Source organism: Kitasatospora sp. NPDC058965 (assembly GCF_042741245.1).
GTDB lineage: Bacteria > Actinomycetota > Actinomycetes > Streptomycetales > Streptomycetaceae > Kitasatospora.
On sequence record NZ_JBHYKG010000200.1, the window covers coordinates 1 to 15,623 of the forward strand.

Annotated in this window: 10 protein-coding genes; 4 read left to right on the plus strand and 6 right to left on the minus strand. The window is 74.5% G+C overall.

What is annotated here, in order from left to right; translation table 11 throughout:
* Positions 1 to 52: 52 nt before the first annotated feature.
* Positions 53 to 2,104 carry a LamG domain-containing protein gene (locus ACFW1A_RS27375; RefSeq protein ID WP_380413061.1) on the minus strand — a complete coding sequence of 684 codons (2,052 nt, stop codon included), beginning with the start codon at positions 2,102 to 2,104 and terminating at the stop codon, positions 53 to 55.
* Positions 2,105 to 2,317: 213 nt separating this feature from the next.
* Here ACFW1A_RS27375 and ACFW1A_RS27380 point away from each other — a divergent pair, with 213 nt between their 5' ends.
* The 3 genes from ACFW1A_RS27380 to ACFW1A_RS27390 are packed head-to-tail and all read left to right on the plus strand — an operon-like array spanning position 2,318 to position 6,972.
* Positions 2,318 to 5,200: a BTAD domain-containing putative transcriptional regulator gene (locus ACFW1A_RS27380; protein WP_380413063.1), complete on the plus strand. Its 2,883-nt coding sequence runs from the start codon at positions 2,318 to 2,320 to the stop codon at positions 5,198 to 5,200.
* A 60-nt stretch (positions 5,201 to 5,260) separates the two neighbouring features.
* A complete protein-coding gene (locus tag ACFW1A_RS27385) occupies positions 5,261 to 6,346 on the plus strand; it encodes an S-(hydroxymethyl)mycothiol dehydrogenase (RefSeq protein ID WP_380413065.1) in 1,086 nt (361 codons plus the stop codon).
* On the plus strand, positions 6,343 to 6,972 hold the full coding sequence (locus ACFW1A_RS27390) for an MBL fold metallo-hydrolase (RefSeq protein WP_380413067.1): 630 nt from the start codon (positions 6,343 to 6,345) through the stop codon (positions 6,970 to 6,972). Before ACFW1A_RS27385 ends, ACFW1A_RS27390 begins: the two co-directional genes overlap by 4 nt.
* A gap of 12 nt (positions 6,973 to 6,984) precedes the next feature.
* On the opposite strand, the gene ACFW1A_RS27395 is transcribed toward ACFW1A_RS27390, so the two are convergent.
* Genes ACFW1A_RS27395 through ACFW1A_RS27415 form a run of 5 tightly spaced genes read right to left on the minus strand, consistent with a single transcriptional unit; the run spans position 6,985 to position 14,420 of the window.
* Entirely contained in the window at positions 6,985 to 10,014 is a 3,030-nt protein-coding gene (locus ACFW1A_RS27395) for an alpha-mannosidase (protein WP_380413069.1), read from the minus strand.
* Positions 10,015 to 10,060: 46 nt separating this feature from the next.
* Positions 10,061 to 11,317: a glycosyl hydrolase gene (locus ACFW1A_RS27400; protein WP_380413071.1), complete on the minus strand. Its 1,257-nt coding sequence runs from the start codon at positions 11,315 to 11,317 to the stop codon at positions 10,061 to 10,063.
* A gap of 25 nt (positions 11,318 to 11,342) precedes the next feature.
* Positions 11,343 to 12,206: a carbohydrate ABC transporter permease gene (locus tag ACFW1A_RS27405; RefSeq protein ID WP_380413073.1), complete on the minus strand. Its 864-nt coding sequence runs from the start codon at positions 12,204 to 12,206 to the stop codon at positions 11,343 to 11,345.
* The gene (locus ACFW1A_RS27410; protein ID WP_380413075.1) at positions 12,203 to 13,111 is read right to left on the minus strand and encodes a carbohydrate ABC transporter permease; all 909 of its coding nucleotides are present in this window, start codon (positions 13,109 to 13,111) and stop codon (positions 12,203 to 12,205) included. The genes ACFW1A_RS27405 and ACFW1A_RS27410 overlap by 4 nt, the downstream gene beginning before the upstream one ends.
* 10 nt (positions 13,112 to 13,121) lie before the next feature.
* The gene (locus tag ACFW1A_RS27415; protein ID WP_380413077.1) at positions 13,122 to 14,420 is read right to left on the minus strand and encodes an ABC transporter substrate-binding protein; all 1,299 of its coding nucleotides are present in this window, start codon (positions 14,418 to 14,420) and stop codon (positions 13,122 to 13,124) included.
* A gap of 181 nt (positions 14,421 to 14,601) precedes the next feature.
* On the opposite strand from ACFW1A_RS27415, the gene ACFW1A_RS27420 reads away from it, so the two are divergent.
* Positions 14,602 to 15,623 (plus strand): LacI family DNA-binding transcriptional regulator (locus ACFW1A_RS27420; RefSeq protein WP_380413080.1); only part of this gene is annotated, 1,022 nt, incomplete at its 3' end.

Genomic DNA, 15,623 nt, shown 5'->3' on the forward strand with positions numbered 1-15,623 from the left:
CTCCCGGCCGGGCAGGCCGGGAGCGGGCGCTCCGGTGCGGCGTGACGGTGCGTCAGGCCACGTAGAAGTGGCAGACCGCGGTGGTGGCCGAGACGTGCCCGGCGCCGTCCGCGGCGCGGGAGTACCAGCCGTAGGCGTGACCGTGCACCAGGGTCGGGGTGGTGACCTGGACGGTGCCGGCGCCGGTGACGAAGGGTCCGGCCGAACCGGGGCCGCCCAGCAGGATCGGCTGCGGCTGGTTCGGGTCGGTGTTGTCCCAGATCGCGAAGTCGGCCCGGACCGCTGCCAGCGGGTCCGCGTCGGCGACCGTCGCCGTGAGCTGCGGCGTCAGGGAGTTGACGGTGCCGTAGCCGCCGTTCGGGGTGCAGCCGGGCCCGGCCGGGTTGGCCGAGTCGGGCACGGTGTGCGGGCCGGTCGGCAGCTGCGGCCGGGCCCCCGCGAGCGCGGCCGCGCCGGCCGCCGTGAACGGGTAGTCGTACACCTCGACGTCGGCGATCGAGCCGTGCCAGAAGTCGTCCGGGTTGCCGTCGTTCTTGTCCCGGCCGACCACCAGGGAGCCGTCGGCGTTCCAGTTGCCGGTGCGGGCCGTGCTGCCGGCCGCCGTGCCGTTGACGTACAGGCTCATAGTGCCGGTGCCGGCGTCGAAGGTGCCGAGCAGGTGGGTCCAGGTGCCGGGCTGCGGGACGAACTGGCCGGTGGCCGGGGCGATCACCTGGTCGGGGTTCCAGCCGTCGGCGTCCACCTTCTGCATGCTGAAGCGCCAGGTGTTGTCGCCCTTGTTGTACCAGAGGCCGAAGCCGCTGGTCCGGTCGCCGTCCACGCTCACCGCCGCGCCGCTGGGTGCACCGGCGTCGAGGTTCACCCAGGCGGAGACCGTCAGGCTCTTGGAGGTCTCCACGACCGGCCGGTCGGCGCTGACCGTGCCGGTACCGGCGAACGTCGCCCGGCCGCCCGCGAGTGCGGCGTTCCCGGCCAGGGTGCCCGGGTGGCCGTTGCCGGAGGCGTCGGCCGCCGTCGACCCCTGGGGATCGGCGAGGTTCCAGGCGAGCGCCGCGCGGCCGCGGACCGTGCCGACCAAGGGCGCGTGGTCGGAGAAGCCGGTCGGCGGGCCGCCGGTGGCGTAGTTGTCGCTGTGGTCGGCCAGCTGCGACCAGACGTCGCAGGTGCTGAAGCCCGCACTGCTGAACAGGTAGTCGATCTTGGTCAGCTGGTGCGCGCCGCCCGGGGCCGCGTAGAGCGTGCCGCCCTGACCGGGGACGGTGTTCGGACTGGTGAAGCTGTCCTCGGTGGGCTGGTTGACCTGGTCGCCCGGGAAGAACGCCTGCTGGTCGCACTCGGGGAAACTGCTGTACAGCGCGCTCAGTTTGCTGGGCACGGAGGTGTTGAAGTCGCCGCCCAGGACCATGGGGGAGGCGGCCTGGACGGTGGCGGTCAGCGCCGTCACCTCGGCCTGGTAGTCGTCGCCCGGGTCGTTGCTCAGGTGGGCGTCGCAGACGTGCGTGGTCCAGCCGACCGGCTTCAGGCAGAGGACCGGCTCGGTCTTGCCGCCGGTGACGCCGGGCAGCAGGCTCGACGCCACGTCGGCCGGGTTGACCGTGCCCTTGACCCCGATGGCGATGCCGGTCGTCCCCGGCAGGCCCGCCCGGCAGTACGAGTGCGGCTTGCCGTCGTACCCGCTGGCGGCCGGGCGCATCCCCTCGGCCCCGACGAAGGTCCAGCCCGCGCCCAGCGCGTCCTGCACCAGGTCGACCTCGCTCTTGCCGGGGTTGGTCGGCGTCGGGTCGGCCGGGCTCGCCTTGGTGAAGCAGACTTCCTGCAGCAGCACCACGTTGAGGTTGCGCCCCGACACCGCCGCGGCGATCGCGTTCGCCTTGGCCTGCGGCTGGTCGCGGAACGGGCAGTAGGCGGTCGATCCGCGCACCCCGCCGGCCTCGCCGCAGGTGTTCCAGGTCATCGCCCGGATCGCGTCCCCCGCGAACGCCGTGGGCGACGGCGGCGCCGGTGTGACGACGTCGGCGTGCGCCGAGGTGGCGGCCGGGGCCACCGTCAACAGGAGCAGCAGACCGGTGATCGCGCTGCCGAGTCTGCGCCTGACCTTGCTCATGGTCCTCCGATGCATCGTTCGTGCCCTGCCGGCCGGGTGTCACGGCCGTCAGCAGGGCAGATGCTGTCCGGCCCGGCCAACGCCGACCTAACGGCGGGCCAACCGCAGGTGGCGAAAACCGGTCCCGGGCCGTCGTGCGGCGGCGCTAGGGTGGCCGGTGATCACACCGCACGGATCGGGGACGCGGTGTGAGGGGATCGTGGGGGAAGAACCATGCACTTCGGGCTGCTCGGCCCGCTCGCCGTCCGTCTCGGCGACCAGGACCAACACGTCAACGGCCTCAAGGTGCGCACGCTGCTCGCGGTGCTGCTGCTGGAGGCCAACCAGCCGGTCCCGGTGGACCGGCTGAAGGCCGCGCTCTGGGGCGACCGGCCGCCGGCGACGGCGACCGCCTCGCTGCACAACATGGTGGCCCGGCTGCGGGCCCTGCTCGCCGCCCCGTACGGCGAGCGGCTGCTGTCCACGCCGCTCGGCTACCTGCTGCGGGTGACCGAGGACGAGCTGGACACCGGGCTCTTCGAGCGCAGCGTCCGCCGGGCCCGGGAGGCGCTGCTGCGCGAGGACTGGGAGTCGGTCCGGCGCGAGTCCGCCGCGGCCCTCGCGCTGTGGCGCGGCGACCCGCTGGCCGAGCTGCCGGACCTGACCCAGGCCCAGGCGCCGCGCCAGCAGTGGCAGGAGGCCCGGGTGCAGGCGATCGAGTGGCGGATCGAGGCGGAGCTGCGGCTGGGGCGGACCGCCGGGCTGGTGCCCGAGCTGACGGGGCTGACGGCGGAGCACCCGCTGCACGAGGGCTTCCACGCCCAGCTGATGCTCGCGCTGCACCGGCTCGGCCAGCGCTCCGAGGCGCTGGAGACCTACCAGCGGCTGCGGCGCGCGCTGGTGGCGGAGCTCGGCGTCGAACCCGGCGCCGGCGTCCGCACGGTGCACGAGAAGGTGCTGCGCGGCGACGCCGAGGAGGCGGCCCCGGCGGCCCCCGCCGCGGCGCCGGCGGCGGAGCCGGCCGCCCCCGCGATCGTCCCGCAGGCCCAGCTGCCGACCGGGATCACCGACTTCACCGGCCGTCAGGCCGAGCTGCGGGCCCTGGCCGAGCTGCTGGCGACCCCGCTGCCCGCGGGCGTGCCGCGCGTGGCGGTCGTCTCCGGCATGGGAGGCGTCGGCAAGACCGCCCTCGCGGTGCACGCCGCGCGCCACGCGAAGCACCTCTTCCCCGACGGTCAGCTCTACGCGGACCTGCGCGGCTTCGGCAGCGGACCCGCCCGCGACCCGCAGGACCTGCTCGCCGCGTTCCTGGCCGCGCTGGGACAGTCGGGCGAGCACGGCGGCCCGGTCCGGTCGATGCCCGAGCACCTGGACGACCGCGCCGCGCTGCTGCGCACCGCGCTGGCCGACCGGCGGGTGCTCCTGGTGCTCGACAACGCCCGGGACGCCGCGCAGGTCCTGCCGCTGCTGCCGGGCGGCGCCGGTTGTGCAGTGCTCGTCACCGGCCGCCACGCGCTCACCGACCTGCCCGCGACCACCCGGGTGCCGCTGGAGCCGTTCGACATCAAGGACCAGCGCGCCTTCCTCGCCACGCTGTGCGGGCCCGAGCGCGTCGAGCGCGACCCGGACGGCGCGCTGCGGCTGCTCGCCGCCTGCGCCGGCCTGCCGCTCGCGCTGCGGATCGCGGGCGCCCGGCTGGTGGCGCGGCCGAGCTGGTCGCTGAGCACACTGGCCGGCCTGCTGGACGACGGCCAGGGCCGACTGGACGGCCTGGCGGCCGGGCACCTGGCCGTCCGGGCCACCTTCGCCTCCGGCTACCTCGCCCTGCGCGACGGCACCCGGGAGGCCGACCGGGAGGCGGCCCGGGCCTTCCGGCTGCTCGGGCTGTGGCCCGGCCAGACGATCGGTGCGGGGGCGGCCGCCGCGCTGCTGGAGCGGCCGGTCGCCCGCACCGGCGAGCTGCTGGAACAGTTGGCGGACAGTCACCTGCTGCAGACCCCGGCCCCGTTCCGGTACCGGTTCCACGACCTGCTCGGCGAGTACGCGGCCGAGCGGGCCGCCGAGGAGGAGCCGGCTCCGCAGCGCGCGGCCGCCCGGCTGCGGCTCGCGCTCTGGTACGCGGCCGCGCTGGAGGCGGCGTCCGCGACCATGACCCTGGGCATCCAGGACCCGCCGAGCCTGGGCGAGGCACCACCCGCCCCGCTGCCGGCCTTCCGCGACGCCGAGCACGCCTTGCGCTGGTGCGTCCAGGAGCTGCCCACCCTGAAGGAGGTGATCCGGCAGAGCGCTGACAGCGCGCGGCCCGACCTCGCCTGGCGGCTGGCCGGCTGGCTGCAGGGCTACTCGCGCAGCTACTGGTGGACCCGCGAGCTGGACGACTGCCTGGCTCTGGCGCTGCGCAGCGCCGAGGAGCACGGCGACCTGGTGGGTCAAGCCTGGATGCTGCGCCGGATCGGTACCACCCACGGCATGGCGGACCGCACCGAGCAGGCGATCGAGGCGCTGCGGGCCTCGCTGGCCGCCTTCGAGCGCATCGGCGACACCCGCAGCCGGGCGGCCGTGACCGGGAACCTGTCGCTCGCCGAGCTCGACCCGGACCGCTCGCTGGCCCTGGCGGGCGAGGCGCTGCGGCTGCACCGGCTGACCGGCGACGAGCTCGGCGAGGCCCCGTACCAGGACGCGCTGGCCCGGGCGTTCCGGCTCACCGGCGACCTCGCGGCCTCCGAGCGGCACTTCCGCCGGGCGCTCGCGCTGTGGCGCAGTCACGGCAACAACCCGCGGACCGTGGCCGGGGCGCTGGCCAGCCTCGGCTCGACGCTGCGCGGGCTGGGCCGGCGGGCGGACGCCTTCGCCGCGCTGGAGGAGTCGCTCGGGATCCGCGAGCACCTGGGGGACTTCGCCGGCAGCGCGGACTGCCTGGTGCAGACCGGCCTGGCGCACCTGCACTTCGCCGAGTGGGCCGAGGCGCGGGACTGCTTCGACCGCGCCGTCGAGCTCGGCCGCGCGTACGGCATGCCGGACCTGGTGCGGGACGCCCACCAGGGCCTGGCCGAGCTGCGGGCGGCCGAGGCGGCCGGGCGGGCGATTCGACCTCCCGCCGGGCTCCCCGCCACGTAGGGTGCGGCATGGACCGCCACCAGCGGCCCGACACCCCGTCACCGCCGAAAGGACCCTCAGATGCCCCAGCAGGTACGCGGCGTCGTCGCCCGCACGAAGGGCGCGCCCGTCTCGATCGAGACGATCGTGGTGCCCGACCCCGGCCCGGGCGAGGCCGTGGTGAAGATCCAGGCGTGCGGGGTGTGCCACACCGACCTGCACTACCGCGAGGGCGGCATCAACGACGAGTTCCCGTTCCTGCTCGGGCACGAGGCCGCGGGCGTGGTGGAGTCGGTCGGCGAGGGCGTCACCGAGGTCGCGCCGGGCGACTTCGTGATCCTCAACTGGCGTGCGGTGTGCGGCACCTGCCGGGCCTGTCGGCGCGGCCGGCCGTGGTACTGCTTCGCCACCCACAACGCGAAGCAGAAGATGACGCTGACCGACGGCACCGAGCTCTCCCCGGCGCTCGGCATCGGCGCGTTCGCCGAGAAGACGCTGGTCGCGGCCGGCCAGTGCACCAAGGTGGACCCGGCGGCCTCCCCGGCCGCGGCCGGCCTGCTCGGCTGCGGGGTGATGGCCGGCCTCGGCGCCGCGGTCAACACCGGTGCGGTCGGACGCGGCGACTCGGTGGCCGTGATCGGCTGCGGCGGCGTCGGCAACGCGGCCGTGCTGGGCGCCCGGCTGGCCGGTGCGGCCCGGATCATCGCGGTCGACCTGGACGCGCGCAAGCTCGCCAAGGCCCGGGAGCTGGGCGCGACCCACACGATCGACGCCGGCTCGGCCGACGTGGTCGAGGCGATCCGCGCGCTCACCGACGGGAACGGCGCGGACGTCGTGATCGAGGCGGTCGGCCGCCCCGAGACCTACCGGCAGGCGTTCTACGCCCGCGACCTGGCCGGCACGGTGGTGCTGGTCGGCGTGCCCACCCCCGAGATGACGCTGGAACTGCCGCTGCTCGACGTGTTCGGCCGCGGCGGCGCCCTCAAGTCCTCCTGGTACGGCGACTGCCTGCCCAGCCGGGACTTCCCGATGCTGATCGACCTCTACCTGCAGGGCCGGCTGGACCTGGACGCCTTCGTCAGCGAGACCATCGCCCTGGACGGCGTGGAGCAGGCGTTCGACCGGATGCACAAGGGCGAGGTGCTGCGCTCGGTGGTGATCCTGTGACGGCGCGGGTCGAACAGCTCGTCACGCACGGCACGTTCAGCCTCGACGGGGGCACCTGGGAGGTCGACAACAACGTCTGGCTGGTCGGCGACGACACCGAGGTGCTGGTCGTCGACGCCGCCCACGACGCGGACGCGATCGAGCGGGCCGTGGCGGGCCGGCGGGTGACCGCCGTCGTCTGCACCCACGCGCACGACGACCACATCGGCGCGGCCCCCGAACTGGGCCGCCGCACCGGTGCGCCGGTGCTGCTGCACGCCGACGACCTGCCGCTGTGGCGGCTCACCCACCCGGACACCGATCCCGACGGGTTCCTCACCGACGGCCGGGTGCTGCAGGTGGCCGGCGTCGAGCTGGAGGTGCTGCACACCCCGGGCCACGCCCCCGGCGCGATCTGCCTGTACGCCCCGGCCCTGGAGTCGGTGTTCACCGGCGACACGCTCTTCCGGGGCGGGCCGGGGGCCACCGGCCGGTCGTTCTCCGACTTCCCGACGATCATCGAGTCGATCGCCGGGAAGCTGCTGGCGCTGCCGGCGCGGACCGTCGTCCACACCGGCCACGGCGCCACCACCACGATCGGGGCCGAGGCCCCGCAGCTGGACGAGTGGATCGCCCGCGGATCCTGAGCCGACGGCCCGTCAGCCCCGGGCGAACCGGAGGGTGACCAGCTGGAACGGACGCAGCGCCAGCTCCACCGCACCGTCGTGCAGCGCGGGGTGGCCGTCCGGCAGCGGCCGTTCGAGCAGGTCGCAGGCGTGCACCGAGACCACCGGCAGGCCGGTCCGCAGCGTGCTGCGGCTGCGCGTGCCGGTGGCCTGGTAGAGGCGCACCACCAGGTCGCCGCTGCCGTCGTCGGCCAGCTTCACGGCGCTCGCCACCACCTCCTCGCCGTCCACCGCCACCAGCGGCGCGACCGCGGTGGCGGCGCCGAGCACGGTGCGTTCGGGCAGGTTGACCAGGTGCCCCTCGCGGACGGCGTCGGCGATCGTGGCGCCGGGGACCAGGGCGTGGCGGAAGGCGTGCGGGCCCTGGTCGGTGTGCGGGTCGGGGAAGCGCGGGGCGCGCAGCAGCGAGGCGCGCACCGTGGTGGTGGTGCCGCCGTCCCCGGGGCGCACGGTGCGGGTGACGTCGTGGCCGTAGGTCGAGGCGGTGACCAGGGCGACGCCCCAGTCGGGTTCCGCGACGTGCGTGAACCGGTGGTTGCAGGCCTCGAACTTGGCCGCCTCCCAGCTGGTGTTGGTGTGGGTGGGCCGGTACTGGTGGCCGAACTGGCTCTCGGCGGCGTACCGGTCGGCGTGCAGGTCGAGCGGGAAGGCGAGCTTGAGGAACTTCTCCGTCTCGTGCCAGTCCACCTCGGTCAGCAGGTCGAGCCGGCCGGCGCCGGCGGCCAGGGTGAGGGTCTGCACCACGGTGGAGGAGCCGAAGGACCGGGCCACCCGCACCGCGACGGCCTCGGGCTTGTCGGCGAGCACGGTCAGCTCGTCCACCCCGGTCAGGTCGGTGCCGGTGTTGCGGTAGAACTGGTCGACGTCCCAGGCGTCCCACATGTTCGGGAAGTCGGGGTGCAACTGCAGCAGGTTGGCGGCCGCGCCCGGGGCGACGGCCTCGCGCCGCGCGGCCAGGTCGTAGGCGGAGACCACCAGTGCGCGCCCGTCCAGCTCGACCCGCAGCCGCCCGTTGGCGAGCACGAAGCCGCCGCCCGCCCGCTCCCGCAGCGTGCAGTCGCCCGCCGGCGCGGCGGCGGGCGCGGCGCCGCCGGCCGCGACCCCGGAACGCCGGTGCGGCGCCGAGTTGAAGACCAGCTCGGTGCCGCCCTCGCCGGCCAGCGCCTGCTGGGCGGCCTCGACGATCGCGGTCAGCTCGGCGGCGACGGCGGCGTAGGTCGCCTCGGCCTCCCGGTGCACCCAGGCGATCGAGGAGCCGGGCAGGATGTCGTGGAACTGGTGCAGCAGCACGGTCTTCCAGAGCCGGTCCAGCGCGGCGTACGGGTAGGGCGCCCCGGTCCGCACGGCCGCCGTCGCCGCCCACAGCTCGGCCTCCCGCAGCAGGTTCTCGCACTGCCGGTTGCCCTGCTTGGTCCGCGCCTGGCTGGTCAGCGTCGCGCGGTGCAGCTCCAGGTAGAGCTCGCCCACCCAGACCGGCGGCTCGGGGTACTCCGCCTGCGCCGCGGTGAAGAACGCGGCCGGGGTCTCCCACCGGACCGCGGCCGAACCCTCCAGGCTGCGCAGCCGGGCCGCCCGGCCGATCATCTCCCGGGTGGTGCCGCCCCCGCCGTCGCCCCACCCGGTCGGCGCCAGCGACCGGGTGGCCCGCCCCTTCTCCTTGAAGTTGCGGACGGCGTGGGCGAGCTCGGCGCCCTTCATCGAGCAGTTGTAGGTGTCGACCGGCGGGAAGTGGGTGTAGATCCGGGTGCCGTCGATGCCCTCCCACCAGAAGGTGTGGTGCGGGAAGGAGTTGACCTGGCTCCAGGAGATCTTCTGGGTGAGCAGCCAGCGGGAGCCGGCCGCCTTGATGATCTGCGGCAGGCCGCCGGTGAAGCCGAAGGTGTCCGGCAGCCAGGCCTCCTGGTTCTCGATCCCGAACTCCGCCAGGAAGAAACGCTTGCCGTGCACGAACTGACGGGCCATCGCCTCCGAGCCGGGCATGTTGGTGTCCGACTCCACCCACATGCCGCCGGCCGGCACGAACCGTCCCTCGGCCACCGCCTGCTTGACCTTCGCGTACACCTCGGGGCGGTGCTCCTTGAGCCAGGCGTACTGCTGGGCCTGCGACATGGTGTAGACGAACTCGGGGTGGTCGGCCAGCAGCGCGGTCATGTTCGCGGTGGTGCGGGCCACCTTGCGGACCGTCTCGCGCAGCGGCCAGAGCCAGGCGGAGTCGATGTGCGCGTGGCCGACCGCGCTGATCCGGTGCGCCGACGGGGCGGCCGCAGCGGCCAGCACGCCGGCCAGTTCGGTGCGCGCGGCGGCCGCGGTGGCGTTGACGTCCTGCAGGTCGACGGCGTCCAGCGCCCGCTCCACCGCGCGCAGCAGCTCCCACCGGCGGGCCCCGTCCACCGGCAGCTCGGCCATCAGCTCGCCGACCACCTCCAGGTCGAGCACCAGCTCCCAGACCGTGCGGTCGAAGACGGCCAGGTCCATCCGGGCCAGCCGGTACTGCGGCTCGCTGCCGGCGGTCGCCCGGTCGCCGAGGTCGGTGGGCAGGAAGGGGTGGTAGTCGAGGATCACCGGATTGGCCGCGGCCTCCACGTGCAGCAGCACCTGCTCGCCGCCGGTCGCGTGCTCGGCGATCCGGACCCACTGGTTGTTCGGGTTCAGCCCCTTCACCGGGGTGCCGTCCGGCCGGTAGACCAGGCCCTCGCACTGGAAGCCGGGCATGTTCCGGTCGAACCCGAGGTCGATCAGCGCCTCCACGCACCGCCCGGCCCACGCCGCCGGCACGGTGCCGGCCACCGTCAGCCAACTGGTGCTCCAGGGTGCGCCCCAGCGGTCGCCGACCGCGATCGGGGTGCGCGGCGCGGCCAGCCCCTCGGCCACCGGGACCGGCTCTCCGGGCGCGGTCCAGCTGCCGACCGACAGCGGCACCGACTCCGGGTACACCGCGGGCCGGATGCGCTCCTCCAGCACGCGCTTGAGCCGGGCTTCGACCAGGGTGCGGTCGTCGTGCATGGGCACTCTCCCTTTCTGGTGGTCCGTCGGGCCTGCCGGCGGTCCGTCAGGTCAGGTCGTCGAGGGTGACGATCTCGGTGATACCCCGCGCGGCCAGGCCCGAACGGTCCGCCACCCGCCCGGCCAGCAGCACGGTCGGGCGGGCGCCGTCCGCGGCCAGCCGCATGAAGGCCTCGAAGAAGGCGCCGCCGGGGGCGCAGCCGGACCGCTCGGGCGCGGCGTCCGGCAGGTCCAGCACCAGCGCCGTGCGCCGCGGCGCGGGCGGGCGCCACCGCTCCCGGGCGGCGGCCACCGCCTCGGCCAGCGCCCGACCGGCCGGCTTGACCCGCTGGTCGTTGGTCAGCAGGCCCAGGGTGTACTCCAGGTCGGGGAAGTCGGCGAGCGCGCGGTCCACGTCGTGCGAGCACCACCAGGTGACGCCCCACAGGTCGGGGCAGTCCAGCGCGGCGGCCACCGTGGCGCGGGTGAAGGCGGCGGCCCGGCCGGGGGCGATGTGCGGGGCCGGGGCGCCGACCTCCTGCAGCCAGACCGGGCGGTGCGGGTCGTGCGCCCAGGCCTTGGCCAGCTCGACCAGGTACGCGGCGTGCTGCACGGTGGCCACCGCGTCGGGGCCGTAGCGCTGGGCGGTGCCGTTGAAGACCCAGGAGTGCACCGCCGTCACCGCGCCGAGCCGGGCCGAGTGCGCCGGGGTGAACGGGTGGTCGTCCTGGTAGAACGCGGCGTCGTAGGAGGCGTGCAGGTGCAGCCGCCCCGGCGCGCCGCGCTCGCAGGCGGCCAGCAGCCGGGTCAGCCAGTCCGCGGCGCCGTCGGGGGAGACGCGGTCCGGGGAGGGGTGCGGGTCGCCGGAGAACTGGTTGACCTCGTTGCCCACGGTCAGGCCGAGGAAGTTGGCCCGCCCGGCCAGCGCGGCGGCCAGCGTCTCCAGGTAGGCGGCCTGCGCCGCGACCACCTCGGGATCGGTGAAGAGGTTGCGCCGGTGCCAGCTGGTGGTCCAGGCGGGCAGGAAGTCGAAGCTGGACAGGTGGCCCTGCAGGCCGTCCACCGCGACGTCCAGGTCGCGCTCGCCGGCCGCGTCCACCAGCGCGGCCAACTGCTCGACGGCGCGCGGGCGGATCAGCGTGCGGTTGGGCTGGAAGAGCGGCCAGAGCGGGAAGACCCGCAGGTGGTCCAGGCCGAGCGCGGCGACGGCGTCCAGGTCGCGGCGCACCGGGTCGAGGTCGAAGTCCAGCCAGTGGTGGAACCAGCCGCGGCTGGGCGTGTAGTTGACGCCGAACCGGGGGGCGGTCCCCGTCGCGTGGGTCATCCAGGTCTCCGGTCGGGTCGGTCGCTCAGCCCTTGACGGCGCCTTCGCCCACGCCGCGGAAGAAGTACCGCTGCAGCGCGACGAAGAGGGCGAGCACGGGAAGCAGGGCGATCACGGCGCCGGCCGCGACGGTGCGCGGGTCGGCGGAGAAGGCGCCCTGCAGGTAGGAGAGGCCGACGGTGAGGGTCAGCCGGCCGGGGCTCTGCAGCACCAGCAGCGGCCACAGGAAGTCGTCCCAGGCGCCGATGAAGGTGAGGACGGCGATCACGCTCAGCGTGCCCCGGACGGCGGGCAGCGCGACCAGCCGCAGCCGCTGCAGCACGGTGGCCCCGTCGATGACCGCCGCCTCCTCCAGCTCGGCCGGCACGGCCAGGAACGCGTTGCGCATCAGCAGCACGTTCAGCGCGCCGATCATGCCGGGCAGCGCCACGCCGAGCAGCGAGTCGCCCAGGCCCAGCCGGGTCACCGTCTGGTACTGGGAGATGATCGTCACCTCGCCCGGCAGCACCAGGGTGGAGAGGAACAGGGCGAGCACCGCGCGGCGGCCGCGGAACGGCAGCCGGGCCAGCGCGTAGCCGGCCAGGGTCGCGCCGACCAGGTTGCCCGCGACGTCGAGCAGGGCGACCAGCACCGAGTTGAGCGCGAACCGCCCGACCGGGATCAGCCGGTCCACCCGGCCGTAGTTGTCGAGCGTCGGGTGCTGCGGCAGCAGGCGCGGGGTGGCGGTGTAGACGTCCTCGGCGACACCCTTCAGCGAGGTGGCCAGCTCCCAGAGCATCGGCCCGACGGTGACCGCCAGGACCAGCAGCAGGGTCAGGTACCGCACCGTCAGGCCGAGCGGGGTGACCGCGTCGAAGACCGCCGAGCGGCGGCCGGGCCGGCGCCTCACCGGTCACCCCGCCGGTTCCAGCGGGCGAGCAGCAGCAGCGGACCGACGGTCAGGGCGAATAGCAGCACGCTGAGCGCCGAGGCGTAGCCGATCCGGCCGTCGCTGCCGGCCGCGGCCTGCTGGATCAGCATCACCAGCGACACGTCCTGGCCGCCCACCCCGCCGGTGCGCCCGCCCAGCACGTACAGCTCGGTGAACACCCGCATCGCGCTGACCGCGATCAGCACCGACACCAGCGCCATGGTGCCGCGCACCCCGGGCACGGTGACCGAGCGGAACCGGCGCACCGCGCCCGCCCCGTCCACCGCGGCGGCCTCGTGCAGCTCGCGGCGGACGTTCCCGAGCGCCGACAGGTAGAGCACCATGTAGTAGCCCAGCCCCTTCCAGACGGTCAGCGCGACGGCACTGGCCAGCAGCAGCCAGCGGTCGGTGAGGAACGGCACCGCCCGGTGCAGCAGCCCGGCCTGCCGGCCCAGGCCGTTGACCAGCCCGCGGTCGTCCAGCATCCACTGCCAGATCAGCGCCACCACCACGGCGGAGGCGATCACCGGGAAGTAGAAGACGGTCCGGAAGAAGCCCATGAACGGCAGCGTGCGCTGCACCAGCAGCGCCAGCAGCAGCGGCAGCAGGGTCAGCAGCGGGACGCAGACCGCCATGAAGAGCAGCGTGTTGACGATCGCGTCGCGCAGCTGCGGGTCCTGCCACATCAGCGCGTAGTTGCGCAGGCCGACGAACTGCCCGCCGCTCAGGGTGTGCACGTTGGTGAAGGAGAGCACGCCGGTGTTCAGGGCGGGCCAGAGGCTGAAGACGGCCAGCCAGAGCAGGGCCGGCGCGACCAGCAGCCAGGGCGCGCACGGGTGGTGGGCCCGCGGCGGCCGCGACCGCGGCGGCGTCCGGCCGGTCACGCGGCCCACGTCACTGGTCGAGCAGCTGGTTGGCGCGGTCCTGGGCGTGCTGCAGCGCCTCGGTGCTGCTCTCCTTGCCCGTCATGGCGAGCGCGATCTGCTGGTTGAAGTAGGTGTCCATGGCGTTGGTCCACACCGGCGGGGTGAAGTTCACCGCCCGCTGCATGTCCTGGTAGGCGAAGACCGAGGCGTCGCCCTGCGGGGTGCCGTCGCTCCTGCTGTAGGCCGGGTCGCTCGCCGCCGCCGTGGTGCCGGGCAGGAAGCCGGGGGCCAGCTTGACGAAGGCCGCCTGGTGGGCGTTGTCGGTGGCGAACTCGGCGAAGGCCAGGGCCAGCGGCAGGTTCGCGCTCTTCGCCGAGACCGACAGGCCCTGCACGTACAGCGGGGCGGTGTCCAGCGCGGGGGAGGCGACGATCTGCGGCACCAGGCTCGGGTTGGTCTGCTGGGTGCTGGTGATGTAGTTGCCGCCGCCGGTGGTCCAGGCGACCACCTGCTTGTTGAACAGCGCCGAGTTGCCCTCGTAGGTGCTGGTCAGCACGTCCGGGGGGAGGTAGCCGGCCGCGTAGGCGGCGGTGTACTTGTCCAGCACGGCGGCCGCGCCCGAGGTGGCGAAGGCGAACTTCTTGCCGTCCGCGGTCATCAGCGGGGTACCGGAGTTGACGATGTCGGAGAGGCCGGGCGGCCGGCTCATCAGGTAGTCCTTGCCGCCCGAGCGGTCGTGCATGGTCCTGGCCTGGGCGACCAGCTCGTCGAAGGTCTTCGGCAGCTTGGCCGGGTCCAGGCCGTCGCGCTGCAGCATGCCCTTGTTCCACAGGCTGATGTCGGTGCCCAGGTACCAGGGGAAGCCGTAGGTGGCGCTGCCCAGGTCGGCGTAGGTGTAGGCGGCCAGGCCGCTGTGCACGTAGTCCTTGGTCAGGGTGGGCGCGTTGCGGGCCAGGTCGAGCAGGCCGCCGACCTTGGCCACCGAGTGGGCGATGTCGGGGGGCAGGTTGACCACGTCGGGCAGGCTGCCCCCGGTGACCTGACTGGTCACCTTGTCGGTGTAGCCGTCGCCGGGCTGGTCCACCCAGGTGACCGTGGTGCCGGGGTGACGGCTCTCGAACTCCTTGACCAGGGCGTCGAAGTAGGGCGTGAACTTGTCGTTCTTCAGCGACCAGGTCTGGAAGGTGATGCTGCCCTTGAGCGGCTGGTCGGTGGCGACGGCCTTGTCGCCGCCGGCCGAACCGCTCCCGCCGACGCCGCAGGCGGTGAGGGTGAGGGTGAGCGACGCGAGGGCCGCGAGGGTGACGTTGGCCCTGACTGTGCGCATGGCGATCTCCGTGGGGAACGGGGCGGGGGTGCGGTGCGCGTGCGACCGCCCGGCCGACTGATCCCCCGTCAACGGGAGAACGGGCCTGGGGCGGTGGAGGAACGGGACGAACTAAACCGTTCTAGTGAATGGGTGGGACTATGCTCCTGCGCGGCAGGGGTGTCAAGAGAGGACAGCAGACGTGGGCAGACCGACCATCGACGACATCGCCCGCGCGGCGGGGGTCTCCAAGGGCGCGGTCTCGTTCGCGCTGAACGGGCGCCCCGGGGTCAGCGAGGAGACCCGCCGGCGGATCCTGCAGGTCGCGGAGGCGATGAACTGGCGCCCGCACAGCGCCGCCCGGGTGCTCGGCGGGGCCCGGGTCGGCACGGTCGGACTGGTACTGGCCCGCCCGGCCCGCACCATCGGGGTGGAGCCGTTCTTCGCCCAGCTGCTCTCCGGGCTGCAGGCCGAGTTCTCCCGCCGCGGGACCGCCCTGCAACTGCTGGTGGTGGAGGACACCGCCGCCGAGATCGAGGTCTACCGCCGCTGGACCTCCGAACACCGGGTGGACGGCTACGTCCTGGTGGACCTGCAGGTCCGCGACCCGCGGATCGCGGTGCTGGAGGAGCTCGGCATGCCCACGGTGGTGCTCGGCGGGCCCGGTCGGCACGGCAGCCTGCCCGCGGTCTGGGCGGACGACCGGGAGGCGATGCTCTCGGTCGTCGAGTACCTCGCCGCGCTCGGGCACCGGCGGATCGCCCACCTGGCCGGACTGCCCGCCTTCCAGCACACCCGGCGCCGGATCCGGGCGCTGCGCGACGCGGCCAAGCGGCTCGGCCTGGCCGAGACGGTGTCGGTGCCGACCGACTTCAGCGACGCGCAGGGGGCCGCCGCCACCCGGGCGCTGCTGGCCAGGCCGGAGCGGCCGACCGCGATCGTGTACGACAGCGACGTGATGGCGGTGGCCGGCCTCGGGGTGGCCACCGAGATGGGCGTGCGGGTGCCGCGCGACCTCTCGCTGGTCTGCTTCGACGACTCGCTGCTGGCCCGGATCGTCCACCCGCCGCTGACCGCGCTCTCCCGCGACACCTTCGCCCTCGGCGAGCAGGTGGCCCGGGCGCGGGTCGCGCAGCACGACGGCGCGTGGCGCTGCGACACAACTGACGCTCCCGACCCCGGCGGTCCGGTGGAACTCGGAGGGCGGGGGCACCGACCCCGAGC